The sequence below is a fragment of the Pseudomonas phytophila genome (assembly GCF_025643095.1).
Taxonomy (GTDB): domain Bacteria; phylum Pseudomonadota; class Gammaproteobacteria; order Pseudomonadales; family Pseudomonadaceae; genus Aquipseudomonas; species Aquipseudomonas quasicaspiana.
The window spans coordinates 5,292,833-5,310,980 of the sequence record NZ_CP081201.1 but is presented as its reverse complement, the minus strand read 5'-3'; the positions used below and the strand labels follow the sequence as shown (position 1 = coordinate 5,310,980).

General features: G+C 57.8%; 18 protein-coding genes. 8 read left to right on the top strand and 10 right to left on the bottom strand.

The genetic code is table 11. The features are described from left to right. Positions 1–90 precede the first annotated feature (90 nt). Entirely contained in the window at positions 91–1,113 is a 1,023-nt protein-coding gene (locus tag K3169_RS24005; RefSeq protein WP_263268325.1) for a Glu/Leu/Phe/Val dehydrogenase family protein, read from the top strand. 85 nt (positions 1,114–1,198) lie between these two features. Here K3169_RS24005 and K3169_RS24000 read toward each other — a convergent pair whose 3' ends face one another. The 3 genes from K3169_RS24000 to K3169_RS23990 all read right to left on the bottom strand — a co-directional run bounded on the left by K3169_RS24000 (position 1,199) and on the right by K3169_RS23990 (position 3,340). Beyond that, complete coding sequence (locus K3169_RS24000) at positions 1,199–2,131, bottom strand: FecR family protein (protein ID WP_263268323.1); 933 nt, start codon at positions 2,129–2,131, stop codon at positions 1,199–1,201. Next, a complete protein-coding gene (locus tag K3169_RS23995) occupies positions 2,124–2,699 on the bottom strand; it encodes a sigma-70 family RNA polymerase sigma factor (RefSeq protein ID WP_241154061.1) in 576 nt (191 codons plus the stop codon). The genes K3169_RS24000 and K3169_RS23995 overlap by 8 nt, the downstream gene beginning before the upstream one ends. A gap of 386 nt (positions 2,700–3,085) precedes the next feature. Then, positions 3,086–3,340, bottom strand: coding sequence for a YebG family protein (locus tag K3169_RS23990; protein WP_027899577.1), 255 nt, complete (start codon positions 3,338–3,340; stop codon positions 3,086–3,088). A gap of 356 nt (positions 3,341–3,696) precedes the next feature. On the opposite strand from K3169_RS23990, the gene K3169_RS23985 reads away from it, so the two are divergent. Continuing rightward, the gene (locus K3169_RS23985; protein WP_027899578.1) at positions 3,697–4,146 is read left to right on the top strand and encodes a phosphate-starvation-inducible protein PsiE; all 450 of its coding nucleotides are present in this window, start codon (positions 3,697–3,699) and stop codon (positions 4,144–4,146) included. Between the two features lie 61 nt (positions 4,147–4,207). On the opposite strand, the gene K3169_RS23980 is transcribed toward K3169_RS23985, so the two are convergent. Together K3169_RS23980 and K3169_RS23975 are read right to left on the bottom strand one after the other, a co-directional pair. After that, positions 4,208–4,537 carry a YXWGXW repeat-containing protein gene (locus tag K3169_RS23980; protein ID WP_027899579.1) on the bottom strand — a complete coding sequence of 110 codons (330 nt, stop codon included), beginning with the start codon at positions 4,535–4,537 and terminating at the stop codon, positions 4,208–4,210. Positions 4,538–4,852: 315 nt separating this feature from the next. Beyond that, positions 4,853–5,188: a DUF3509 domain-containing protein gene (locus tag K3169_RS23975; RefSeq protein ID WP_027899580.1), complete on the bottom strand. Its 336-nt coding sequence runs from the start codon at positions 5,186–5,188 to the stop codon at positions 4,853–4,855. 165 nt (positions 5,189–5,353) lie between these two features. Between K3169_RS23975 and K3169_RS23970 the strand changes: the two genes are divergently transcribed. Next, positions 5,354–5,899, top strand: a complete 546-nt coding sequence (locus K3169_RS23970; protein WP_263268322.1) for a sigma-70 family RNA polymerase sigma factor — start codon at positions 5,354–5,356, stop codon at positions 5,897–5,899. Further along, positions 5,896–6,858 (top strand): FecR family protein, encoded by a 963-nt coding sequence (locus K3169_RS23965; RefSeq protein WP_263268320.1) that lies wholly within the window; start codon positions 5,896–5,898, stop codon positions 6,856–6,858. The genes K3169_RS23970 and K3169_RS23965 overlap by 4 nt, the downstream gene beginning before the upstream one ends. Before the next feature lie 85 nt (positions 6,859–6,943). Here the strand turns inward: K3169_RS23965 and K3169_RS23960 are convergent, their stop codons facing one another. Continuing rightward, positions 6,944–7,372: an HPF/RaiA family ribosome-associated protein gene (locus tag K3169_RS23960; RefSeq protein ID WP_027899583.1), complete on the bottom strand. Its 429-nt coding sequence runs from the start codon at positions 7,370–7,372 to the stop codon at positions 6,944–6,946. Positions 7,373–7,622: 250 nt separating this feature from the next. On the opposite strand from K3169_RS23960, the gene K3169_RS23955 reads away from it, so the two are divergent. Continuing rightward, positions 7,623–10,121, top strand: coding sequence for a TonB-dependent siderophore receptor (locus K3169_RS23955; protein ID WP_231677647.1), 2,499 nt, complete (start codon positions 7,623–7,625; stop codon positions 10,119–10,121). A gap of 406 nt (positions 10,122–10,527) precedes the next feature. Here K3169_RS23955 and fecA read toward each other — a convergent pair whose 3' ends face one another. The 3 genes from fecA to K3169_RS23940 form a co-directional block, all read right to left on the bottom strand. After that, entirely contained in the window at positions 10,528–12,882 is a 2,355-nt protein-coding gene (gene fecA, locus K3169_RS23950; protein ID WP_263268318.1) for a TonB-dependent Fe(3+) dicitrate receptor FecA, read from the bottom strand. A 247-nt stretch (positions 12,883–13,129) separates the two neighbouring features. Beyond that, on the bottom strand, positions 13,130–14,107 hold the full coding sequence (locus K3169_RS23945) for a FecR domain-containing protein (RefSeq protein WP_231675402.1): 978 nt from the start codon (positions 14,105–14,107) through the stop codon (positions 13,130–13,132). Beyond that, positions 14,104–14,607, bottom strand: a complete 504-nt coding sequence (locus K3169_RS23940; RefSeq protein ID WP_099270445.1) for a sigma-70 family RNA polymerase sigma factor — start codon at positions 14,605–14,607, stop codon at positions 14,104–14,106. Before K3169_RS23940 ends, K3169_RS23945 begins: the two co-directional genes overlap by 4 nt. 209 nt (positions 14,608–14,816) lie before the next feature. Between K3169_RS23940 and K3169_RS23935 the strand changes: the two genes are divergently transcribed. From K3169_RS23935 to K3169_RS23925, 3 genes are read left to right on the top strand one after another with little or no spacing between them, the layout of a single operon-like run. Continuing rightward, complete coding sequence (locus K3169_RS23935) at positions 14,817–15,161, top strand: DUF3649 domain-containing protein (RefSeq protein WP_406643781.1); 345 nt, start codon at positions 14,817–14,819, stop codon at positions 15,159–15,161. Beyond that, a complete protein-coding gene (locus tag K3169_RS23930; RefSeq protein ID WP_263268315.1) occupies positions 15,158–16,729 on the top strand; it encodes a PepSY-associated TM helix domain-containing protein in 1,572 nt (523 codons plus the stop codon). Before K3169_RS23935 ends, K3169_RS23930 begins: the two co-directional genes overlap by 4 nt. Continuing rightward, on the top strand, positions 16,729–17,061 hold the full coding sequence (locus tag K3169_RS23925) for a DUF3325 domain-containing protein (RefSeq protein ID WP_263268313.1): 333 nt from the start codon (positions 16,729–16,731) through the stop codon (positions 17,059–17,061). The genes K3169_RS23930 and K3169_RS23925 overlap by 1 nt, the downstream gene beginning before the upstream one ends. Before the next feature lie 103 nt (positions 17,062–17,164). On the opposite strand, the gene K3169_RS23920 is transcribed toward K3169_RS23925, so the two are convergent. Continuing rightward, positions 17,165–18,058, bottom strand: coding sequence for an AraC family transcriptional regulator (locus tag K3169_RS23920; RefSeq protein ID WP_231675405.1), 894 nt, complete (start codon positions 18,056–18,058; stop codon positions 17,165–17,167). Between the last annotated feature and the right edge of the window lie 90 nt (positions 18,059–18,148).

Here is an 18,148-nt window from a genome sequence, read left to right as displayed (position 1 = left end):
GAATATGTTTCATTCCATGTATCGAGCGGTCGGTCATTTTTTTTCGAAACGCCTATACTCGGTTCATAAAAACATACCGGAGCACCGTCGATGTTCGCACTCATGCATACATCACGTGTCGAGTCGCTGCATCTGGTCGTCGACCCGGAAACCGGCCTGAAAGCAGTGATCGCCATTGATAATTGTCGTAAAGGACCGGCCTTGGGGGGCTGTCGCTATCTTTCTTACCCGGATGAAGACAGCGCCATCGAAGACGCCATACGCCTCGCCCGAAGCATGAGCTACAAGGCCGTACTCGCCGGGCTGCCGTTGGGTGGTGGAAAAGCCGTGATCATGCGTCCGGCACATCTTCCCAATCGTGCGGCGCTGTTTGAGTCGTTCGGCCGTTTTATTGAAAGTCTGAACGGGCGTTACATCACTGCTCTGGACAGTGGCACCTCCAGCGTCGACATGGATTGTATTGCGCAACATACCCGACACGTGACCAGCACCAGCGAATCGGGTGATCCGTCTGCGCACACCGCCATGGGCGTGTTTACCGGCATTCGAACCACGGCAATGGCCCGCTTGGGCAGCGACAATCTGGAAGGCTTGCGTGTGGCCATACAAGGCCTTGGGAATGTGGGCTATGCGCTAGCCGAGCAGTTGCATGCCGCGGGAGCAGATCTGTTGGTCAGTGATCTGGATCAGGGCCGTGTGCAGTTGGCCATGGAGCAGTTCGGTGCTCATCCCATTGCCTGTGAAGCGTTGCTCAGCACGCCCTGCGATATTCTTGCGCCCTGTGGCCTTGGCGGCGTGCTCAACAGCCAGACGGTAGCGCAATTACGCTGCGCGGCGGTGGCGGGTGGTGCCAGTAATCAGCTTAGTAGCCTGCAGGTCGCCGATCAGCTTGAGAGTCGCGGCATTCTTTATGCGCCGGATTATGTGATCAATTCTGGTGGTCTTATTTACGTTGCTTTGCAGCACCAAGGCGAAAACCTGGGGACCATCACGGCTCATCTCTCTCGCATCGGTTATCGATTGACCGAGGTATATGCGCATGCTCAGGCGGAAAAACGCTCACCGGCGCGGGTTGCAGACATGTTGGCAGAGCATTTATTGAAAGAGGGGTAGGGCAGGCTTGCGTGGCCTTTGATGTCTGTCGGGCAGCTTAGCCGGACACGAAATCCCTGTAGGAGCTCACCGAGTTTGTCAGCCTTTACTTCAACACCGTCAACAATGGCGAATAGCGCACCAGCGTGCCACCAATCGGCTTGGCCAGAGCCTGCAACGCCCGTTGCGTATCGCGCAGATCATAAAGCCCTGTCACTCGCTTCTGCCCCAAGGCATCGTCACCGATCACAATCCAGCCACGCTGATATTTGCGTAATTGCTCGACGACTTCCTGCACGGTAGCGTTTTCGAAAAACTGCTGGCCGCTGACCCAGGTCGCGACTTCGTCGGGAGCCATTGCGGTTTGCTGAACGCTACCCTGGAGGGCGTCGAACCACAGGCGCTGACCTGCGCCGAGGCGATAGGGCGAACCGTTTGCACTGACCCCGACTGCACCTTCGCGGACTTCGACCTTGGTACCTGTCTCACTGCGCGCCACGTCGAACGATGTTCCCAAGACTCTGATAACCACGTTACTGGCGTCGACCTGGAAAGGGCGGCGGGCATCATGTACCACGTCGAACAGTGCTTCACCGCTGAGCAACGTAATGTGTCGGGTGTTGCCGCTGTAATCCACATCTACGGCGCTGCGTGCGGCGAGGGTCAGTTGGCTGCCGTCGGTCAACTGCACAACACGGGTTTCCCCGGTGCCCGTGTGGTAGTCAGCCTGCCAGTCCGGGTTGTTCAGCCACGCGACGCCCACGGCTATGACGCAGACGCAGGCCACTGCAAGCATCGACCATTTACGGCGCGAAGGTCTGAGTTGTGTGACTTGTGTGGCTGCGGGCCAGTGGACTGTGGTCGAGGGCTGCTCGATGGCTGACCAGGCGCGATTGACCTGAGCCCAGGCGTTGAGGTGTTCTGGACTCGCATGCAACCAGTGATCGAATTCCTCGAAGCGTGCGGGTTCAGCCTGAAGTTCCAGTAACCAGTCACTGGCCTGTTCCAGGCTGGCCCTGGAAGGCGTCAACTCATGCACGTGGGCGCTCCTTGCGTTGAACGGCCTGAACAGGCTGTTCAACCTCGATACTGGAGGCCAGCTGAACCACGGCGTCGCGTACCAGACGGTGAGTCATGGACAGCGAAATGTTCAGGTGGCTGGCGATTTGCTGCAGAGTGTAACCACCCAACCGGTGCATCTCGACGGCAATACGCGTTTGTTCAGGCAGGTCGGCAAAGGTCGCGGCTACGCGACTGACGTCTGCTTGCTGAAGGAACTGCTGTTCGGGAGAGTGCAACTGACCGGGCTGCATCCATTGCGGCGGACTCTGCTGCTGACGGTTTTCGCTGTTCTGACGGCGCATGGTATCGAGCGCCAGATTGCGCACGATTCGATACAGATAAGCTGCGGGCTGTTCCAGTGCCGCGCTGGTCGCCTCGCTGAAACGCAGAAAGGCATCCTGCACTACATCTTCCGCGCTCGCTCGGTCGCCCAAGACCCCTTTGGCGTAGTTGATCAACGCAGGACGATGGGCAAGATAGAGGCTAAGCCTGGCGGCTTTATCGGGCACGGCAAAACGCTCTGAAAAGCAAAGTTCGCCGCCCATGGCAGCCACAGATAATGTGTCGGCGAGGCTATCATGGATGAGACTGCTTCTCAATTGCTTTGGTGTTGGTGAGTCTGGATGCCACTATTTTTGCAGGAGATTGCCTTGTGTCTCGTGGCAAACATTGGACCTGGAGCTGCCGAAGGCTGCGATCGCGGTGTATGAGGAGAAATGCTTCGCAGCCTTCGGCAGCTCCTACAGAAAATGCATTTCAATCCATTAATTTGCATTTCGTTTGATGAGAGCGTCACCGTCGTCCAGACAGCCGCGCTGTCGCGCAGCAACCGGAGATTTGTAGGAGCGCGCTTGCCCGCGATGGCGGCGTGTCAGGCAACACGCTATCGCTGCCTCGCATTGTTCATGAGCTCCTGAAGGCCTGTGAGAATTCAGCCTTCCTGACCCAACTCGGCCAGCGCACTTGCGTTGTTCTTGAACGCAGCCGCGAATACAACGCGGTTTTTAGCCATGAAGATACTGGTGTCTTCAGCTTGTTTCTCGGTCAGGCCCGGTACGTTCTTCATCAGAATCTCGGTCAGCGACTCTGCCAGTTCGAGCATCTGGTCGTGTGCATCGGCGAGTTTACGATCCACGAATGTAGTCTCCAAGTCGCGGGTACTGCGATATAGGGTTTCAACAGCCATGTGAGGCCTCGTAATCAGGTGCAGTATTGGAGGGGAACGCCCCCGGTTGTGCTTGTGAAACGGTCAACGCTTGTATTGCAGGTCAAAATGCCGACCTGCAACGATGCAAGATCTGATTCTGCGAATACTGGTTGTTTATACAGTTGTAAGCATAAGCCAATCGTCGCGGCTTGAATAGTGGCGAACACGCATCTTTTTTACTCCCTTCGTGTGCCTTGCGACAACCCGCCGCGCTCTTAACCCTGGCTAATGGCCTCGTTCCTGCTTGAGAATCACGCGCCACGAGGCTTCACCTACAAAGCGGCATTATATTGACCGGTAAGTGTTGCTCAATTTTTGTACAGGAAGAGTTGAAGATGTCAGAACTGAAATGGGCTGAAAAGCTACGCAAGACTCTGCACGATCAAGCAGATTCGCTTGGCAATCTGTGCGTAGAGGCTTTCCATTACCTGGCACTTTTCGGGATTGGGGCGATCACGGCATACGGCGCGATCCTGGCTTTCATAGAGATGATCGGCAAAGGCAGCGTCAGCGTTGATGACATTCTGCTGCTGTTCATCTATCTGGAGCTTGGAGCGATGGTGGGTATTTATTTCAAGACCAACCACATGCCAATCAGATTCTTGATCTACGTTGCAATCACCGCTCTGACGCGGTTGCTGATCAGCGACGTGTCCCATCATGCGCCACCTGATCTGGGGATCATCTACCTGTGCGGCGGGATTCTGCTGCTGGCGTTTGCGATTCTGGTGGTGCGATTTGCTTCGTCGCGCTTTCCGTCGGTGAAGGACAAGTCGGAAAGCTGAGGGGATGGGATTGCGTGTCCTGCCTGGCCTATGGGCCTTGCAGGACAGGCTTTATCAACAGCTAGTTAAGCCACACTCCGGCATGCCAATGCCAGCCATCTCCTGCTCGTTCCCAGTGCGGATGCTCATAGCGATAGCCAGGGCGCTCAGCTTCCCAATGGCCTCGCACAGGCACATAACGGGCTCCATCCCAATGCCAGTAACCGCGGGCCCAGACATAGCCTGGTCGAGGTGCGGGTTCGACTTCCACAATGCGTTCAGGCGGGGCTTGTGGTGCCACGACCTCAACGTACTCGTGGTGCACCGGACTTCGTTGGTGGACGATTCGCTCTTCTACGCAACCGGACGCCACTGTTACCAGTGCAATCAGTGCCACATAACGCAAGAACATGTTGCCTCCTCGGAGTTATCCGTCGGTGGAGTGACGCTGCGACAGGAGGATCCTGTCACCCAACAACCTAGTCTCAGTAATGTTGTAACAGTCCTTGTCTGTACCTCGCCTGAACAGTGACCGAAGACAAACAGGTGCCTGGCAAGCTAGCCATCAGCTTGAGAACGACGGGGAGGGGAGTAGTGGGGGGCGGGCTATTCAGGCGTGTGGCGATGCGCACGCAAGATTCAGATCCTGCTGCCGGTCGACGTCAGCAGGATCTGAATGGGGGTGTGATGATTTATCGTAAACAGGCTTACAGGCACTTAACCGGCATCAAATCCCCACCGACACCGGCGGGCGGGTCGCCAGCAGATTAGCGAGCTTGGAGGGTGGAGGCGCAAGTCGTTTCACGTCGCCGTCGGTCATGGCCGCCAGGATCTTGATAGCGCTGTGACCTTCCTCGATTGCGATACCGAATTGCACGCTTTCGATCAATCGCTTCAAACGCTTGGGGTCGTTGCGCTGTGCGGCGCTGATCAAGCGTTTGGCGACCACACCCGTTTCATTCGACAGCGTCAGCATAATGCTGCCGTCGAGGCCTTGAATGCTCAGGTTCACCCGGTAGTCAGGATGAAATACGTCGGTAATCTGCTGAAAAGGATTATCCATTTTCGGTACCTGCCAGTAGGGACTGCATAAATTGACTGGGCGTTTGACCCTTTAGTTCTCGACGGTTGAGTGAAAAATCGGAAAATTCCTGCGCTTGCCGTTGTGACTGAATAATGGCATCTTCCGCGTTAATGATAATTTTTCGTGTTTAAGAAGCATTGCCACATGCGCGACACTCCTGCACCCGATGACGACCTGATCCTTCGTCACCGGCAATTTACTGCCCTCTACAGTGACCATCACTCCTGGTTGCATGGGTGGCTGCGTAAAAAGCTCGGTTGTTCGCAGCGTGCGGCTGACCTTGCTCATGACGCCTTCATCCGAATCCTGACGCTCGCTGAACCGCAAAACCTTAAAGAGCCTCGTGCATTCCTGACCACCACCGCCACGCGTCTGCTGATCGACGGTGCCCGGCGTCGCAAGATCGAGCATGCCTACCTTGAGGCGTTGGCTCTCAGCGCCGACGATGCCAATATCCCTAGCCCTGAGGCGATTCACGCCGCCCTGCAGATGCTCGACAAAATCTCCCGAATGCTGGAGGGCTTGCCCCCCAAACCCCGCGAAGCGTTTTTACTCAACCGTCTGGACGGTTTGAGCTACAACGAAATCGCCAAGGTGTTGGGTGTGTCCGCCAGCATGGTCAAGCAGTACATGGCCAGCGTATTGGTGCATTGCTATAAGACTGTGCATGGTTCGGGCCACATGTCATGAATGTAGAGCACGAACCCTCGGAGTCGATGATCGGCCAGGCCGCGCAGTGGCTGGCGTTGCTGCAGGACGATGCCGTGAGCAGCGCTGACCGGCAGGCCTTCAACGCATGGCGTCATGCAGACCCTCGGCATGCACTGGCGGTGACCCGCATGCAAGCGGTCATGGGCAGCTTCGAGCAGTTGCCCGTCGAGCCCGCCAGGAAGGCATTGGGCAAGATTTTTCCCCCGGCCAAACGGAGAATTTCCCATCGCCCGGTGCAGGCTATTGCCTTGTTGGGTGTGCTGGTTTTTGGCTGGTTCAGTGTTGATCAGGGGCCGGCCTGGCTGGCTGACGAACGCACTGAAACCGGCGAAAAACGTGAGATTTTGCTGACCGACGGTAGTGAGTTGCAGCTCAATAGCGGCTCGGCACTGGACGTTGAATTCGACGAACGGCAGCGCGTCATTGAGTTGTACCGCGGGGAAATGTGGGTGCAGGTCGCCAAAGACCCGCAGCGACCGTTCGTGGTCAAGACGCGTGAAGGCACCATAACGGCGCTGGGTACGCGCTTTGTGGTGCGTAAAGAGCAGGACGGTTCAGTTCAGGTCAGCGTGCTTGAGTCGGCGATCGCCGCCAATGCTGATCGCTCGACCGACGTTCGGGTCAACACCGGTCAACGGGCGACGCTCAAGGATGGCGTGGTACAGATACCCACAGCCATCGGCAATGATGATCCGGCTGCGTGGACGCGCGGGATGCTCAAAGCGGATGACCGGCCACTGGTCGAGGTGTTGCAGGCCCTTGAGTCCTGGCGACATGGCGTTCTGCAGTTTGATAAAGAGGCGCTTCGCGGGATTCGTGTATCCGGCGTGTTCCGTCTGGATGACACCGATGCTGCCCTGGCTACGCTGGCCGATAACCTGCCCATCAAGGTCGAGCACTTCACGCCGCTGTTCGTCAGGGTCACTCCAGCCAGATAAAGCCGAAAACGAAAAAGGGCGAACCTGCTGTGCAAGTCCGCCCTTCTTTCAAGAGGTCGTAATGTGATTCAGGTTAATGCGTGGCTCAACCCAATTGGGCGACGCTTTTTTCCTGCTCCTTCTCCAGAAATTCTTCTTGCAACAGAGCGTCGGGGTTTTCCGATTCAAGCTCTGAGTCGTCAACGACCGGGGCTCCTGCGCGCTTTTTGCGCAATTTGCCAAATAGATGCTCAAGGGCATGGTCAAGTTTGACTGCGGCACCATCTACGGCCTGATCCAGGGTATCGGCCTTGTGAGTTACGGAAATGGGTTGGTGACCTTTTGGTCGGGCTTCCATTTGGCAGCGCATGTCATGCGGGCCGGGCTTGTCACCGTTCTCATCGCGGATGTGGACTTCGATGCGGGTCAGATCCTCTTCGTAACGTTCGAGCGTGCTTTCAACAGTGGTACGTACCCACTCCTCCAGTCGGATGCTGCTTTCGATGTGGTTATCGCAATTGACCTGGATTTGCATAGTTGTTCCCTTCTAAGGCTTGCTCTTGTGAGATCGGACAGGGCTCCTGTTCAGGAGGTTCATTTTTGTCCGCCTCAGTCACAGTGTTGGCGCTTCTGGAGGAACAATTCAACCCCGGCGTGAAAGAAATATTTCGCGGCAAAAAATCAGGCGTGCAGTATTTGAATGTTAATCCATCTCATTCACTGTCTGTTTTCCTCGCGCGTGCGTCATGGCTAGGAGTACTTCATTTCCCAGCCAAGGATTGTCCATGTCACGCGCTGTCCATTCTCTGCAACCACTGGCTCTGGCCGTCGTCATGGCGTTCGCCGTTGCGCCGCTCAACGCTGCTGAATCCGTGCCGAACGCGCAGGCATCGGTAAGAAATTTTTCGATTCCGGCCGGTGATCTGAGCCAGGCACTGAACAGCCTGGCCGAGCAGGCGAGTCTGGCGCTGGCCTTCGATCCGGCTCTCACTCGTGGTAAGCGCAGCCCTGGCTTGCAGGGTGATTTCGATACTAATGTCGCTCTGGCACGCTTATTGGCAGGCAGCGGTTTACGGGCAACGGCATTGTCGGCCAATCGTTATCGCATTGAAGCCGTCCCCGAGGCCGTGGCAGGGGCCTTGGAGTTGGGGGCGACGGATATTCAGGGGGCCTGGCGCAGCGAAACAGCTTCGGGGCCGGTTTCCGGTTACGTGGCAACCCGCGGCCGCACCGGTACCAAGACCGACACCGCGTTGATCGAAACACCGCAATCGATTTCGGTCGTGACCAAGGACCAGATGACTGCGCAGGGCGCGCAGAGCCTGAATCAGATCCTGCGTTATACCGCAGCCGTTGTGCCGGAGACTCGCGGTGCGACCGCTTCGCGTCTGGATCAACTGAGCATTCGCGGGTTTTCGCCTGCGACATACCTGGACGGCCTGCGCATGCCGGGCAGCCGAGATGCTTCACCGCAGAAGGATGCATTTGATCTGGAGCGCGTCGAAATCCTGCGTGGCCCGTCGTCCGTGTTGTATGGACAGGCCAGCCCCAGCGGTGTGGTGAATATGGTCAGCAAGCTGCCGACCGAAACCCCGTTTCACGAAATCGGCCTGACGTACGGCACTTTCAACAAGAAGCGTACAACCTTCGATTTCGGCGGCCCGATTGATGATCAAGGTGTGTATTCCTACCGGCTTTCCGGTTTATACGACGATGCCGACGGGCAGGTCGAGCACACGGAAACCCGCCGCCAGTCCATCGCCGGGGCGTTTACCTGGCGTCCGAGTGAGGATACGTCGCTGACGCTGCTGGCTAATTACCAGGCTGATCCGAAGGGTGCTTCGTATGGTGCCGTTCCTGCGTTTGGTTCGGTATTGAGAAGCCCGACCGGTCGTGACATCGACGTCGATTTTTATGACGGGGAGAAGGATTTCGAGAAAAGCGACCGTAATTATTACGCGCTTGGTTACCTCTTTGAACATCACCTGAATGATGTCTGGACGATCCGTCAGAACACTCGATACATGCGCAGTGAGGGGCTCTATCGCAGCATCTACAACAGCTCTCTCCAATCGGATTTCCGCACCTTGAACCGAAGCGTCATAGCGACTGATGCCAATATCGATTCATACACCATTGATAATCAGGTCCAGGCTAAATTTGCCACGGGGCCTTTGCAACACACTGTGCTGTTTGGGGGCGATTATCAAAACACTAGCACTCACACCAAAGCGTCCGGCGGATTAGGTTCTTCCGGGCCTTCTCTGGATATCTTCAACCCCGTCTACGGCAGCCCAGTGACAGTGCCTCCTTATGTCTCCGACGCCACAGGCCGCAGCCAACAAAAAGGCCTGTATCTGCAAGAGCAGATGAAATGGGACAAATGGGTGTTTCTTGCCGGAGGTCGTTATGACTGGGCAGACAGTACTAACAGCTCTACGACCATTGCCTCCGGTGTTAAAACCAAAAGCGCGACCGAGGCTGAAGCCTTTACCGGACGTCTGGGGCTGGTCTATCTGTTCGATAACGGCCTGGCGCCCTACATCAGCTACTCCGAATCCTTTGAGCCACAATCGGGCACCGGTTTAGGTGATAAACCGTTTGATCCAACCGAAGGCACGCAATACGAACTGGGTATCAAGTATCAGCCGCCAGGGAGCAACAGCTTCATCACCGCGTCGATCTTCGATCTGCGTAGAACCAATGTGCTGACCCCCGACCCGGATCCAGCGCCTCGGTGTAACGGTGCACGGTGTCAGGTGCAATCCGGTGAGGTGCAATCCCGAGGTTTCGAGCTGGAAGGCAAGGCTAGCCTGAGTGATAACCTGGACATCACGGCGGCCTATGCGTACCTGGATAACAGGACGACCAAATCGAACAACACCGTGGTTGTGTCGCCGGGAAGTGGCATTGCCAACGGTCCGACCGAGTCGGCTGAAGGCAAGACGTCTGTGGCTATTCCACGTCATACCGCCTCCGCCTGGGTTGATTACACCTTCCGTGACGGTCAGATGAAAGGCTTCGGTGTTGGCGGTGGGACACGTTATGTCGGCTCGACCTGGGGTGACACTGCCAACTCGTTGAAGGTGCCTGGCTACACCTTGTTCGACGCATCAGCGCACTACGATATTCCAAGCCTCTACAACCCGATGGACAACCTGCGCCTGGCGCTTAACATCACCAACCTGGCCAACAAGGAATACGTCGCCTCCTGCAGCGGTTATGGCTGGTGCTGGTATGGCTCGCAACGCACCGTGCAGGCCAGTGCGACCTATCGTTGGTAAAGCCATCACTGTGGGAGCCGGGCTTGCCAGCGATGCATGAGACGCAGCCATAAGCCACACCGCGCTATCGTTCATCGTCGGAATGCCGCCCAGACCAAGCCCGGCTCCTGCAGAGGAATGCGATCACCGTGGGAGCCGGGCTTGCCCGCGATGCATGAGACGCAGTCATAAGCCACACCGCGTTATCGTTCATCGTCGGAATGCCGCCCAGACCAAGCCCGGCTCCTACAGGGGAATGCGATCACTGTGGGAGCCGGGCTTGCCCGCGATGCATGAGACGCAGTCATAAGCCACACCGCGCTATCGTTCATCGTCGGAGTGCCGCTCAGACCAAGCCCGGCTCCTACAGGGGGAATACGATCACTGTGGGAGCCGGGCTTGCCAGCGATGCAGGCGACGCGATGTATCAAAACGCCACAGAGGTCTGCACATACACCGTGCGCGGTTCGCCGACATATTTGCCGCGGTTGTTGTCGTCAAACGAACGGGTGAAGTACTCGTGGTTGAAGATGTTCTTCACCCCGACGGCCACGTTCAGATCAGACAATTGCGGGCCGAAGTCGTAGGCGGCGCGGGTGCTGAACAGCATGTAACCCGGGATCTTGCCCGCAGCACCATTGGCGGTTTCTGCCTGGGTGTTGGCGTTGTCGGCGAATTGGTCGCTCTGGTACGAACTGTCCAGATTCAGCTTCCATGGGCCTTCGGTATACGCCACACCCAGAGTGCCTTTGTGTTTCGACGCGAACGGCACGCGGTTGCCCTTGTTCGGACCGTCCTCACGAATCGTCGCATCGACGAAGGCATACGTGGCGTACACATCAAACCCTGCCAGCGCCGGATTCAGGCCAGCCAACGCATAGTTGACGCTGGTCTCGATACCCTGATGACGGGTTTCGCCACGGGCGATCACGCTGCTGTCGGTCTGGTTGGTTTCGTACTGGTTATCGAAGTTGATCAGGAACGCGCCAATCTCTGCACGCAGGTTACCGTTGTCGTAGCGCGTGCCCAATTCCCAGGTCCGCGCTTTCTCGGGTTTGACTTCACCCCCTGCGATGCGGCTGGACATCTGGCTGTATTGCACGCTGCCGAACGAGCCTTCGGTGTTGGCGTACAGGTTCCAGCTATCGGTCAGGTGATACAGCACGTTCAACGCGGGCAGGGCGGTTTTGTAGTCACCCTGGTATTTGCGGTTGTTGAAGTTATCGGACTGCGCGGTGTCGATCATCTCGTAGCGAATACCCGGCGTAATGGTCCATTTGCCGATGTCGATACGGTCATCGATGTAGATTGCATTGGCTTCTGTGGCACCTCGGGTATCGCGGTCGAAACGGCTGCCAGTGGTCGGCAGGACGTTATCGACAGTGTTCTCGCGGTAGCGCATCTCATGGCCGGCTTCGTTGATGTAACGGTAACCGACGCCGACTTCGTGCCAGGTTTCACCCAGCGCAAAACCTTGGGAGAAGCGCGTTTCCAGACCGCGGACCCAGTACTCGCGAGGCGACAGCGACACGAAACTGCCTTGTTCCAGATAACCACTGCGCAGGGTTTTGGTGAAGAACGTATTGGCGGTGAAAACCCGCGCGTCTTCTTCGTAGCGATAGCCGAAATTGACCATGGTGCGACGGCCCCAGAATTTGTCTTTCAAGCGCGTCGACTGGTACGGGTCGTCTTTGTAATCGGCAACGTTGAGGCCGCCCGGCATCTCTGCTTCGCCTTCGTAGTACTGAGCCATGGCGTTAACGCTGTTGGCTTCGTCGATCTGGTATTTACCCTTGAGGATCAGGTCGTCGATCTGCGTGTCGCTGTGTTCGCGCCAGTCTCCGCCGCGAACGCCGGTGTACAGAATCGCGCCGCCCAGGCCATTGTCGGCGGTGCCACCGGCCAACACGTTACCCGTAGTCTTGAAGCCATCGTGGCTGGAAGAAGGGCTGGTTTCGGTCTGGAAACCGCCTTTGAGGGTGGGTTCGTCAGGGATGGCGCGGGTCACGAAGTTGACGACGCCGCCGACGTTCTGCGGGCCGTAGCGCACCGCGCCGCCACCGCGAACCACGTCCACCGCATCCATGTTGCCCATGCTGATCGGGGCAAAGGACAGCTGCGGCTGACCGTAAGGCGCGAAGGGCACCGGGATACCGTCCATCAACACCGTGGAGCGTGATGCAAGACGCGGGTTGAGGCCGCGTATGCCGAAGTTCAGCGCCATGTCATGGCTGCCGGTGCCGTTGTTTTCCGGAGCGTTGACGCCCGGGATGCGATTGAGCACTTCGCGTGCTGAGCTTGCACCCATGCGCTCGATTTCCTCGCGACGGATTACGTCCCGCGCACCTGGATGCTCGAAGACATCAGTTTGTTGCGCTTCGCCCAGCCAGTCACCGACGACGTTGGATGCACCCAGCTCAATCGGACCATTACCCTGTGCGCTAACCGGTTGCAGAGTAAAGCCATTCTGGCCATCGGGACTGGCTTGCAGGCCGGTACCTTCGAGCAACGCCGCCAGCCCCTGCTCAGGGGTGTATTGACCTTCCAGCCCCCGGCTCTGCAGACCGCTGGTGATTTGCGAACCAAAGGAAATCAGGACACCTGCTTCGCGACCGAATTGATTCAGTGCGGTTTCCAGTGCGCTCGGGGCAATGTGATACGCCTTGCTGCCGACATCAGCCGCCTGCAACAGCGGCACGCTGCACAGCGACAGACCGGCACCAAACACGATATGCCGCAACGAGCGGGACAGGGGGGACAAACGGCTGGGGCGAACTGACATACAGGGAGTCCTTGGGCGAGAGGATTAAGGTGCTTTCCCTGTCTGTCACGCGAGGAACCGAAAACGGCTCACCGGTTTTGAAAAATAATTATTCCGGTTGGAACGCAGCCTATGTGGGAGCGAGGCTTGCCCGCAATAAGGCCAGGCAAGGTTCATGTTAGATCGCATCCAGCCCTATCGCGGGCAAGCCTCGCTCCCACAGGGATCTCGTTTCATTTCAAATGCGTGTTGTTTAATGAACTTGGTGCTAAACCCGCGCCTCAACACTCACCCAATACCGGGTAAACCGCTTGACCTTGACCGGCAAAGCAACCTCCAGCAAGTCCAGAATCCGCTCACTGTTGGCCAGTGGATAACTTCCTGAAATCAGCAAGTCCGCCACTTTCGCGTCACATTGCAAATGGCCGCGGCGGTAGCGGCTCAGTTCGGCGAGGAAGTCCTGCAGGCGCATGTGCGCGGCGACCAGCATGCCATCGGCCCACGCGCCACTGTTGGCGTCCAGTGCCCGCACCGGTTCCCACGTATTGCGGTTGAACACCACCTGCTGGGCGGCCTGCAACTGCAAGCCAGGACCGGTGAACGTCGTCGGGGTGATCTGTACCGTGCCGCTGAACACCGCCAGTTGGGTTTTACCGTCGAACTGGCGCACATCGAAACGGCTGGCGGCCGACATCGGCCGAACGCTGCCCTCGGCCGTGACCAGATTCAGCGGACGTGGATCGTCGGCCACCGTCAGCAGGATCTCGCCTTGCAACAACTTGATCAGGCGTTGCTGAGCATCAAAGCGCAGGTCGATGGCACTCGCCGTATTCAGGTGGATTTCACTGCCATCGTCCAGCGCGATCTTGCGCTGCTCGCCGACCCCGTTGTGATAATCGGCCAGCAACGGTTGCAACGAGAGCTGATCGCGCAAACCCCAGCCGGCCGCAGAGCCAGCGCCCAGCAGCAACAGCAGTTTCAGCGCCTGACGTCGGCCGCTGGATCTTGGCGCGTTGATAGCAGCATGTGCCAGCGGAGAGGACAACCCGCTCAGGCGCTGGTTGACCCGCTGGATATGCGCCCACGCCCGCTGGTGTTCCGTGTTGCTGTTCAACCAGAGTTGCCAGGCTTGCTGGCGCAACGGGCCGAGGGTGCCGCTCTGCATTTCGATCAGCCAGCTCACCGCCTGCTCGGCCACGGCCGGTGCGATGTCTGATTTGTTCAGGGATTCGCCGTTCGAATTCATAAGGCGAAATAGCAGCGCAGCAGCGCCTTGTTCAAATGACGCTTCACCGTGGCGATGGAAATACCCAGTTGCGCGGCGATTTCTCCGTGGCTCAGGCCATCGACTTGCGACAACAGGAAGGCTTGCTTGACCGCAACCGGCAGACCATCGAGCAACTGGTCTAGCTCCAGCAAGGTTTCCAGAATGATTGCCCGCTCTTCTTCCGAAGGGGCGACACACTCGGGCATTTCCGCCAGCGTCTGGTAATAGGCGCGCTCAAGGTCCTGTCGACGGTAGTGGTTGAACAGCACGCGCTTGGCAATGGTGGTTAGAAACGCCCTGGGCTCGATAATCTCAGGCGTATCGCGGGCCAGCAGGACTTTGACGAAGGTGTCTTGCGCCAGATCAGCCGCGCTGTGCGGGCAGCCCAGACGACGCCGCAACCAGCCCGTCAGCCAATTGTGATGGGCGTAATACAGGCCTTCGACAGTTTCGTTAAGCGCGTATGGGGCGATAGACATGGGTGCTGCAGTCCGCGATGAACCATTTAATTGCGCGGATTCTGGCAGACTCTTTTGCGTATGAGAATATTTATCATTAATATTGCGTTCTGTTCGTGCGCGACGTCAGAAAATGTCACGTGCGATAGCCCCCCGATCAGGACTTACCCCATGCCGATTCAACGCCTATGTTTCACTGTGCGACGTCCTTTGTTGACGATTGCGCATTGATGAACGACGCGACGATGGACGCTCCGCAAGCCCGTAAATCAACGCGAAAAGCCAAAGCTGCCGGTGTTTCACTGATGTATCGGCTGGCGGTCACTTCGCGCATTGTCGCTGCACTGTTCGGCGGTTACCTGATCGCTGCGCTGAGCAGCGTGTGCATCAGCCAGTGGGTGCCGATGTCCCGGGCTGATGCCGTTGTCACCGGCATGATGCTTTCGTTTGTGGCTTACTTGCTTGCAGTGATCTGGTGCTTTGCCTGCCGGACTGCCTGGCGCGCCTGGGCGGGCATCCTGCTGCCCGCTGCCATTCTGGCGGCCGTTTTCGGCCTGGGGCGGTGGTTGTCATGAAGGAAGGTTTTCGTCAGGCCATGGCCTGGCTGCACACCTGGATTGGTCTGGTCTTTGGCTGGCTGTTGTTCGCGATATTCCTGACCGGAACAATGTCCTACTTCAAGGACGAAATAAACCGCTGGACTCATCCTGAAATCCCGGCACGGGTGGTCGATACCGAGGCCAGTGTCGATCGGGCCCAGGCTTATCTGCAGCAACATGCGGCGAATGCCACGCGCTGGTTTATCGATCTGCCCGATGAGCGCAAACCTGCCTTGGGGCTGATGTGGCAGACCGCAGAACAAGAGGGCAAGCGTGGCGCATTCATGCGCAAGAGCCTGGATCCGCAAACCGGCGAAGAAATCCAGACGCGCAGCAGCATGGGCGGAGAGTTTTTCTACCGGTTCCACTTCCAGCTGCAAATGCCGCATCCATGGGGCCGCTGGTTGTCGACTATTGCGGCGATGCTGATGTTCATCGCGCTGATCACCGGGATCATCACCCACAAGAAAATCTTCAAGGAGTTCTTCACTTTTCGTCCGCGAAAAGGGCAGCGTTCCTGGCTGGACGGGCATAACGCAATCGGCGTGCTGGCGTTGCCGTTTCACCTGATGATCACTTACAGCAGTCTGGTGATCTTCATGTCGTTGGTCATGCCGGCGAGCATCGTGGCCTCTTATGGCAAGGACACTCAGGCGTTCTTTGCCGATGTTTTTCCGAATACCAACATCACCAAGGCAACCGGTACGGCTGCTGCCCTGGCACCCCTTGCGCCGATCGTGCGCGCGGGTGGGCAACAATGGCCCGATAAAGAGGTGGGGCGCCTGGTGGTCTATAACCCGGGTGATGCAGCCGCAACGGTCGTGGTGTCTCCCGGTGCTGGCAGCAGCGTCATTCACGATCCGGGTATTAACGTGGTGTTCAACGGGGTAAGTGGTGAGGTGCTGACGTTGCCGACCCAGCGCTCCGGACCATTGCTGGTGTCCGGCGCCATGTACGGGCTGCACCTTGGGGAGTTCGCCGGGCCTTTATTGCGCTGGCTGTACTTCGTGTTTGGCATTGCCGGAACGGCCATGATTGGCACCGGACTGGTGATGTGGCTGGCCAAGCGGCAGGTCAAGCATGCCACAACCGGGGTCTTGCCTTTCGAGCTGCGACTGGTGGAAGTGTTAAACATTGCCGGTATGGCCGGGCTGATGATCGCCGTGGCTGCATTCTTCTGGGCCAATCGCTTGTTGCCGGTGGGGCTGGCCGAGCGAAGTGATTGGGAGATCAATCTGTTCTTTAGCGTCTGGGGCTTTTCAGTGCTGCATGCGCTATTGCGCAAAGGCCGTCAGGCATGGCGTGAGCAGTTGATGCTGGGCGCGGTATTGTTTACCGGTTTGCCGTTGCTGGACATCGTCACCAGTGGCAATTACCTGCTGGCTTCGCTGCAGAATCAGGACTGGGTGTTGATCGGCTTCGACCTCACCGTTTTGTTTACCGGGTTGTTCATGGCCTGGGGCGCAAAGAAATTTCGCCAGGTGCCGCCCATTGTGGTCGAGCGGCCTTTATCAACAGGTCGACTTGAAGGGGAAGTGCATTGATGTTGCTGGCGACTTTGCTGTGCTACGTGGGCTTCACCGCGCTGTGCCTGTCCATGACCAAACATTACGGCGAGTTGCTGCACGGCAGGCTGAGTGCCAGCCGCAGTCGCATGCTGAAGGTCGTTGGCTGGCTGTGTCTGTGCCTTTCGCTCTGGGCGGCGCTGGCGTCGACATCTTTGGGCTTGGGGCTGGTGCAGTGGTGCGCGGCGCTGATGGGCAGCGCGTTGCTGCTGGTGTTCCTGATCCCGTTCCAGCCGCGGCTGGTGTTGGTGCTTGCTGCGGCAGGTGTTTTGGTGGGGCCGCTGATTTTGATTAATCGATTGTTGGCTTGATACCGCGCTGTGGCGCAGCACAGATTTTCCCGGTAGGAGCCAACTTGTTGGCGAGACGATATTTCTGATACACAGGTCTGACGCCTCGCCAACAAGTTGGCTCCTACCGGGGCGTCGTGTTCCCCCCGACAAACGCCAATCGATATTCCCCCGGCGTCGCGCCCATTGCCTGCCTGAAGCGATTGTTGAAATGACTGGCGCTGGCAAATCCGCACTCGATCGCGATTGCCCCGAACGCCATGCGAGTCGTGCGCAGCAGCTGTCGGGCATGGTTGAGGCGTCGGGCCAGCAGGTATTGATGGGGCGGCAAGCCGAAGCTTTCGCGAAACATCCTCGCGAAGTGGTATTCAGACAGCGCACACAGCCCCGCCAGTTGCCCAAGGCTGAGAGGTTCGGCCAGATGGGTTTCGATGAAATCCACTAACTGTCGGCGCTGATGCGCGGCCAGCCCTCCTTTCAAACGCAAACCCTCACGCATGCCCACCTGGTCGAACAAGGCCCGGCTGAGCATTTCATGAGCCAGGCTACTGGTCAGCAGGCGCTCGCCGGGCTCACTCCAGTTCATCTGGATCAACTGGCGAAAGCGTTGGGCCTGCTCGGGATCATCGTGAAACGTGTTCTCCCTTAATTGCAGCTCACGAGGTTCACGGTCCAGCAGGGTGATGCAACCCAGGGCGAACTGTTCCGGGCTGATGTAAAGGTGGGCCAGACGAATCTCGCCATTGATCACCCAGGCTGATTCGTGCCCGGCGGGCAGGGTGCAAAGCTTGTTGGGGCTGCCTTTCTGATCGGGGCGGTCGCGACGAAACGTGCCCGTGCCGCCGTCGATGTAGCACGACAAGGTATGGTGGCTCGGGCCGTGATACTCCTGAGAATCGTGACGGTTGTTCCACAAAGCCGCGACCAAACCATCGCCCAGCACCGCGCTCTGCTCCAGTTGAGCATGAGGGGAACTGTTAAGGGCCTGGAAGACCTGGATGGATTCGATGGCTGGCATGGCTCGCATCCTACGCTTTACAGCACTCTCTGCCAGCCACCGCTGAAACAAATGCGCAAGATTATGCAAATGCCCGGTTCATGCTCGCCG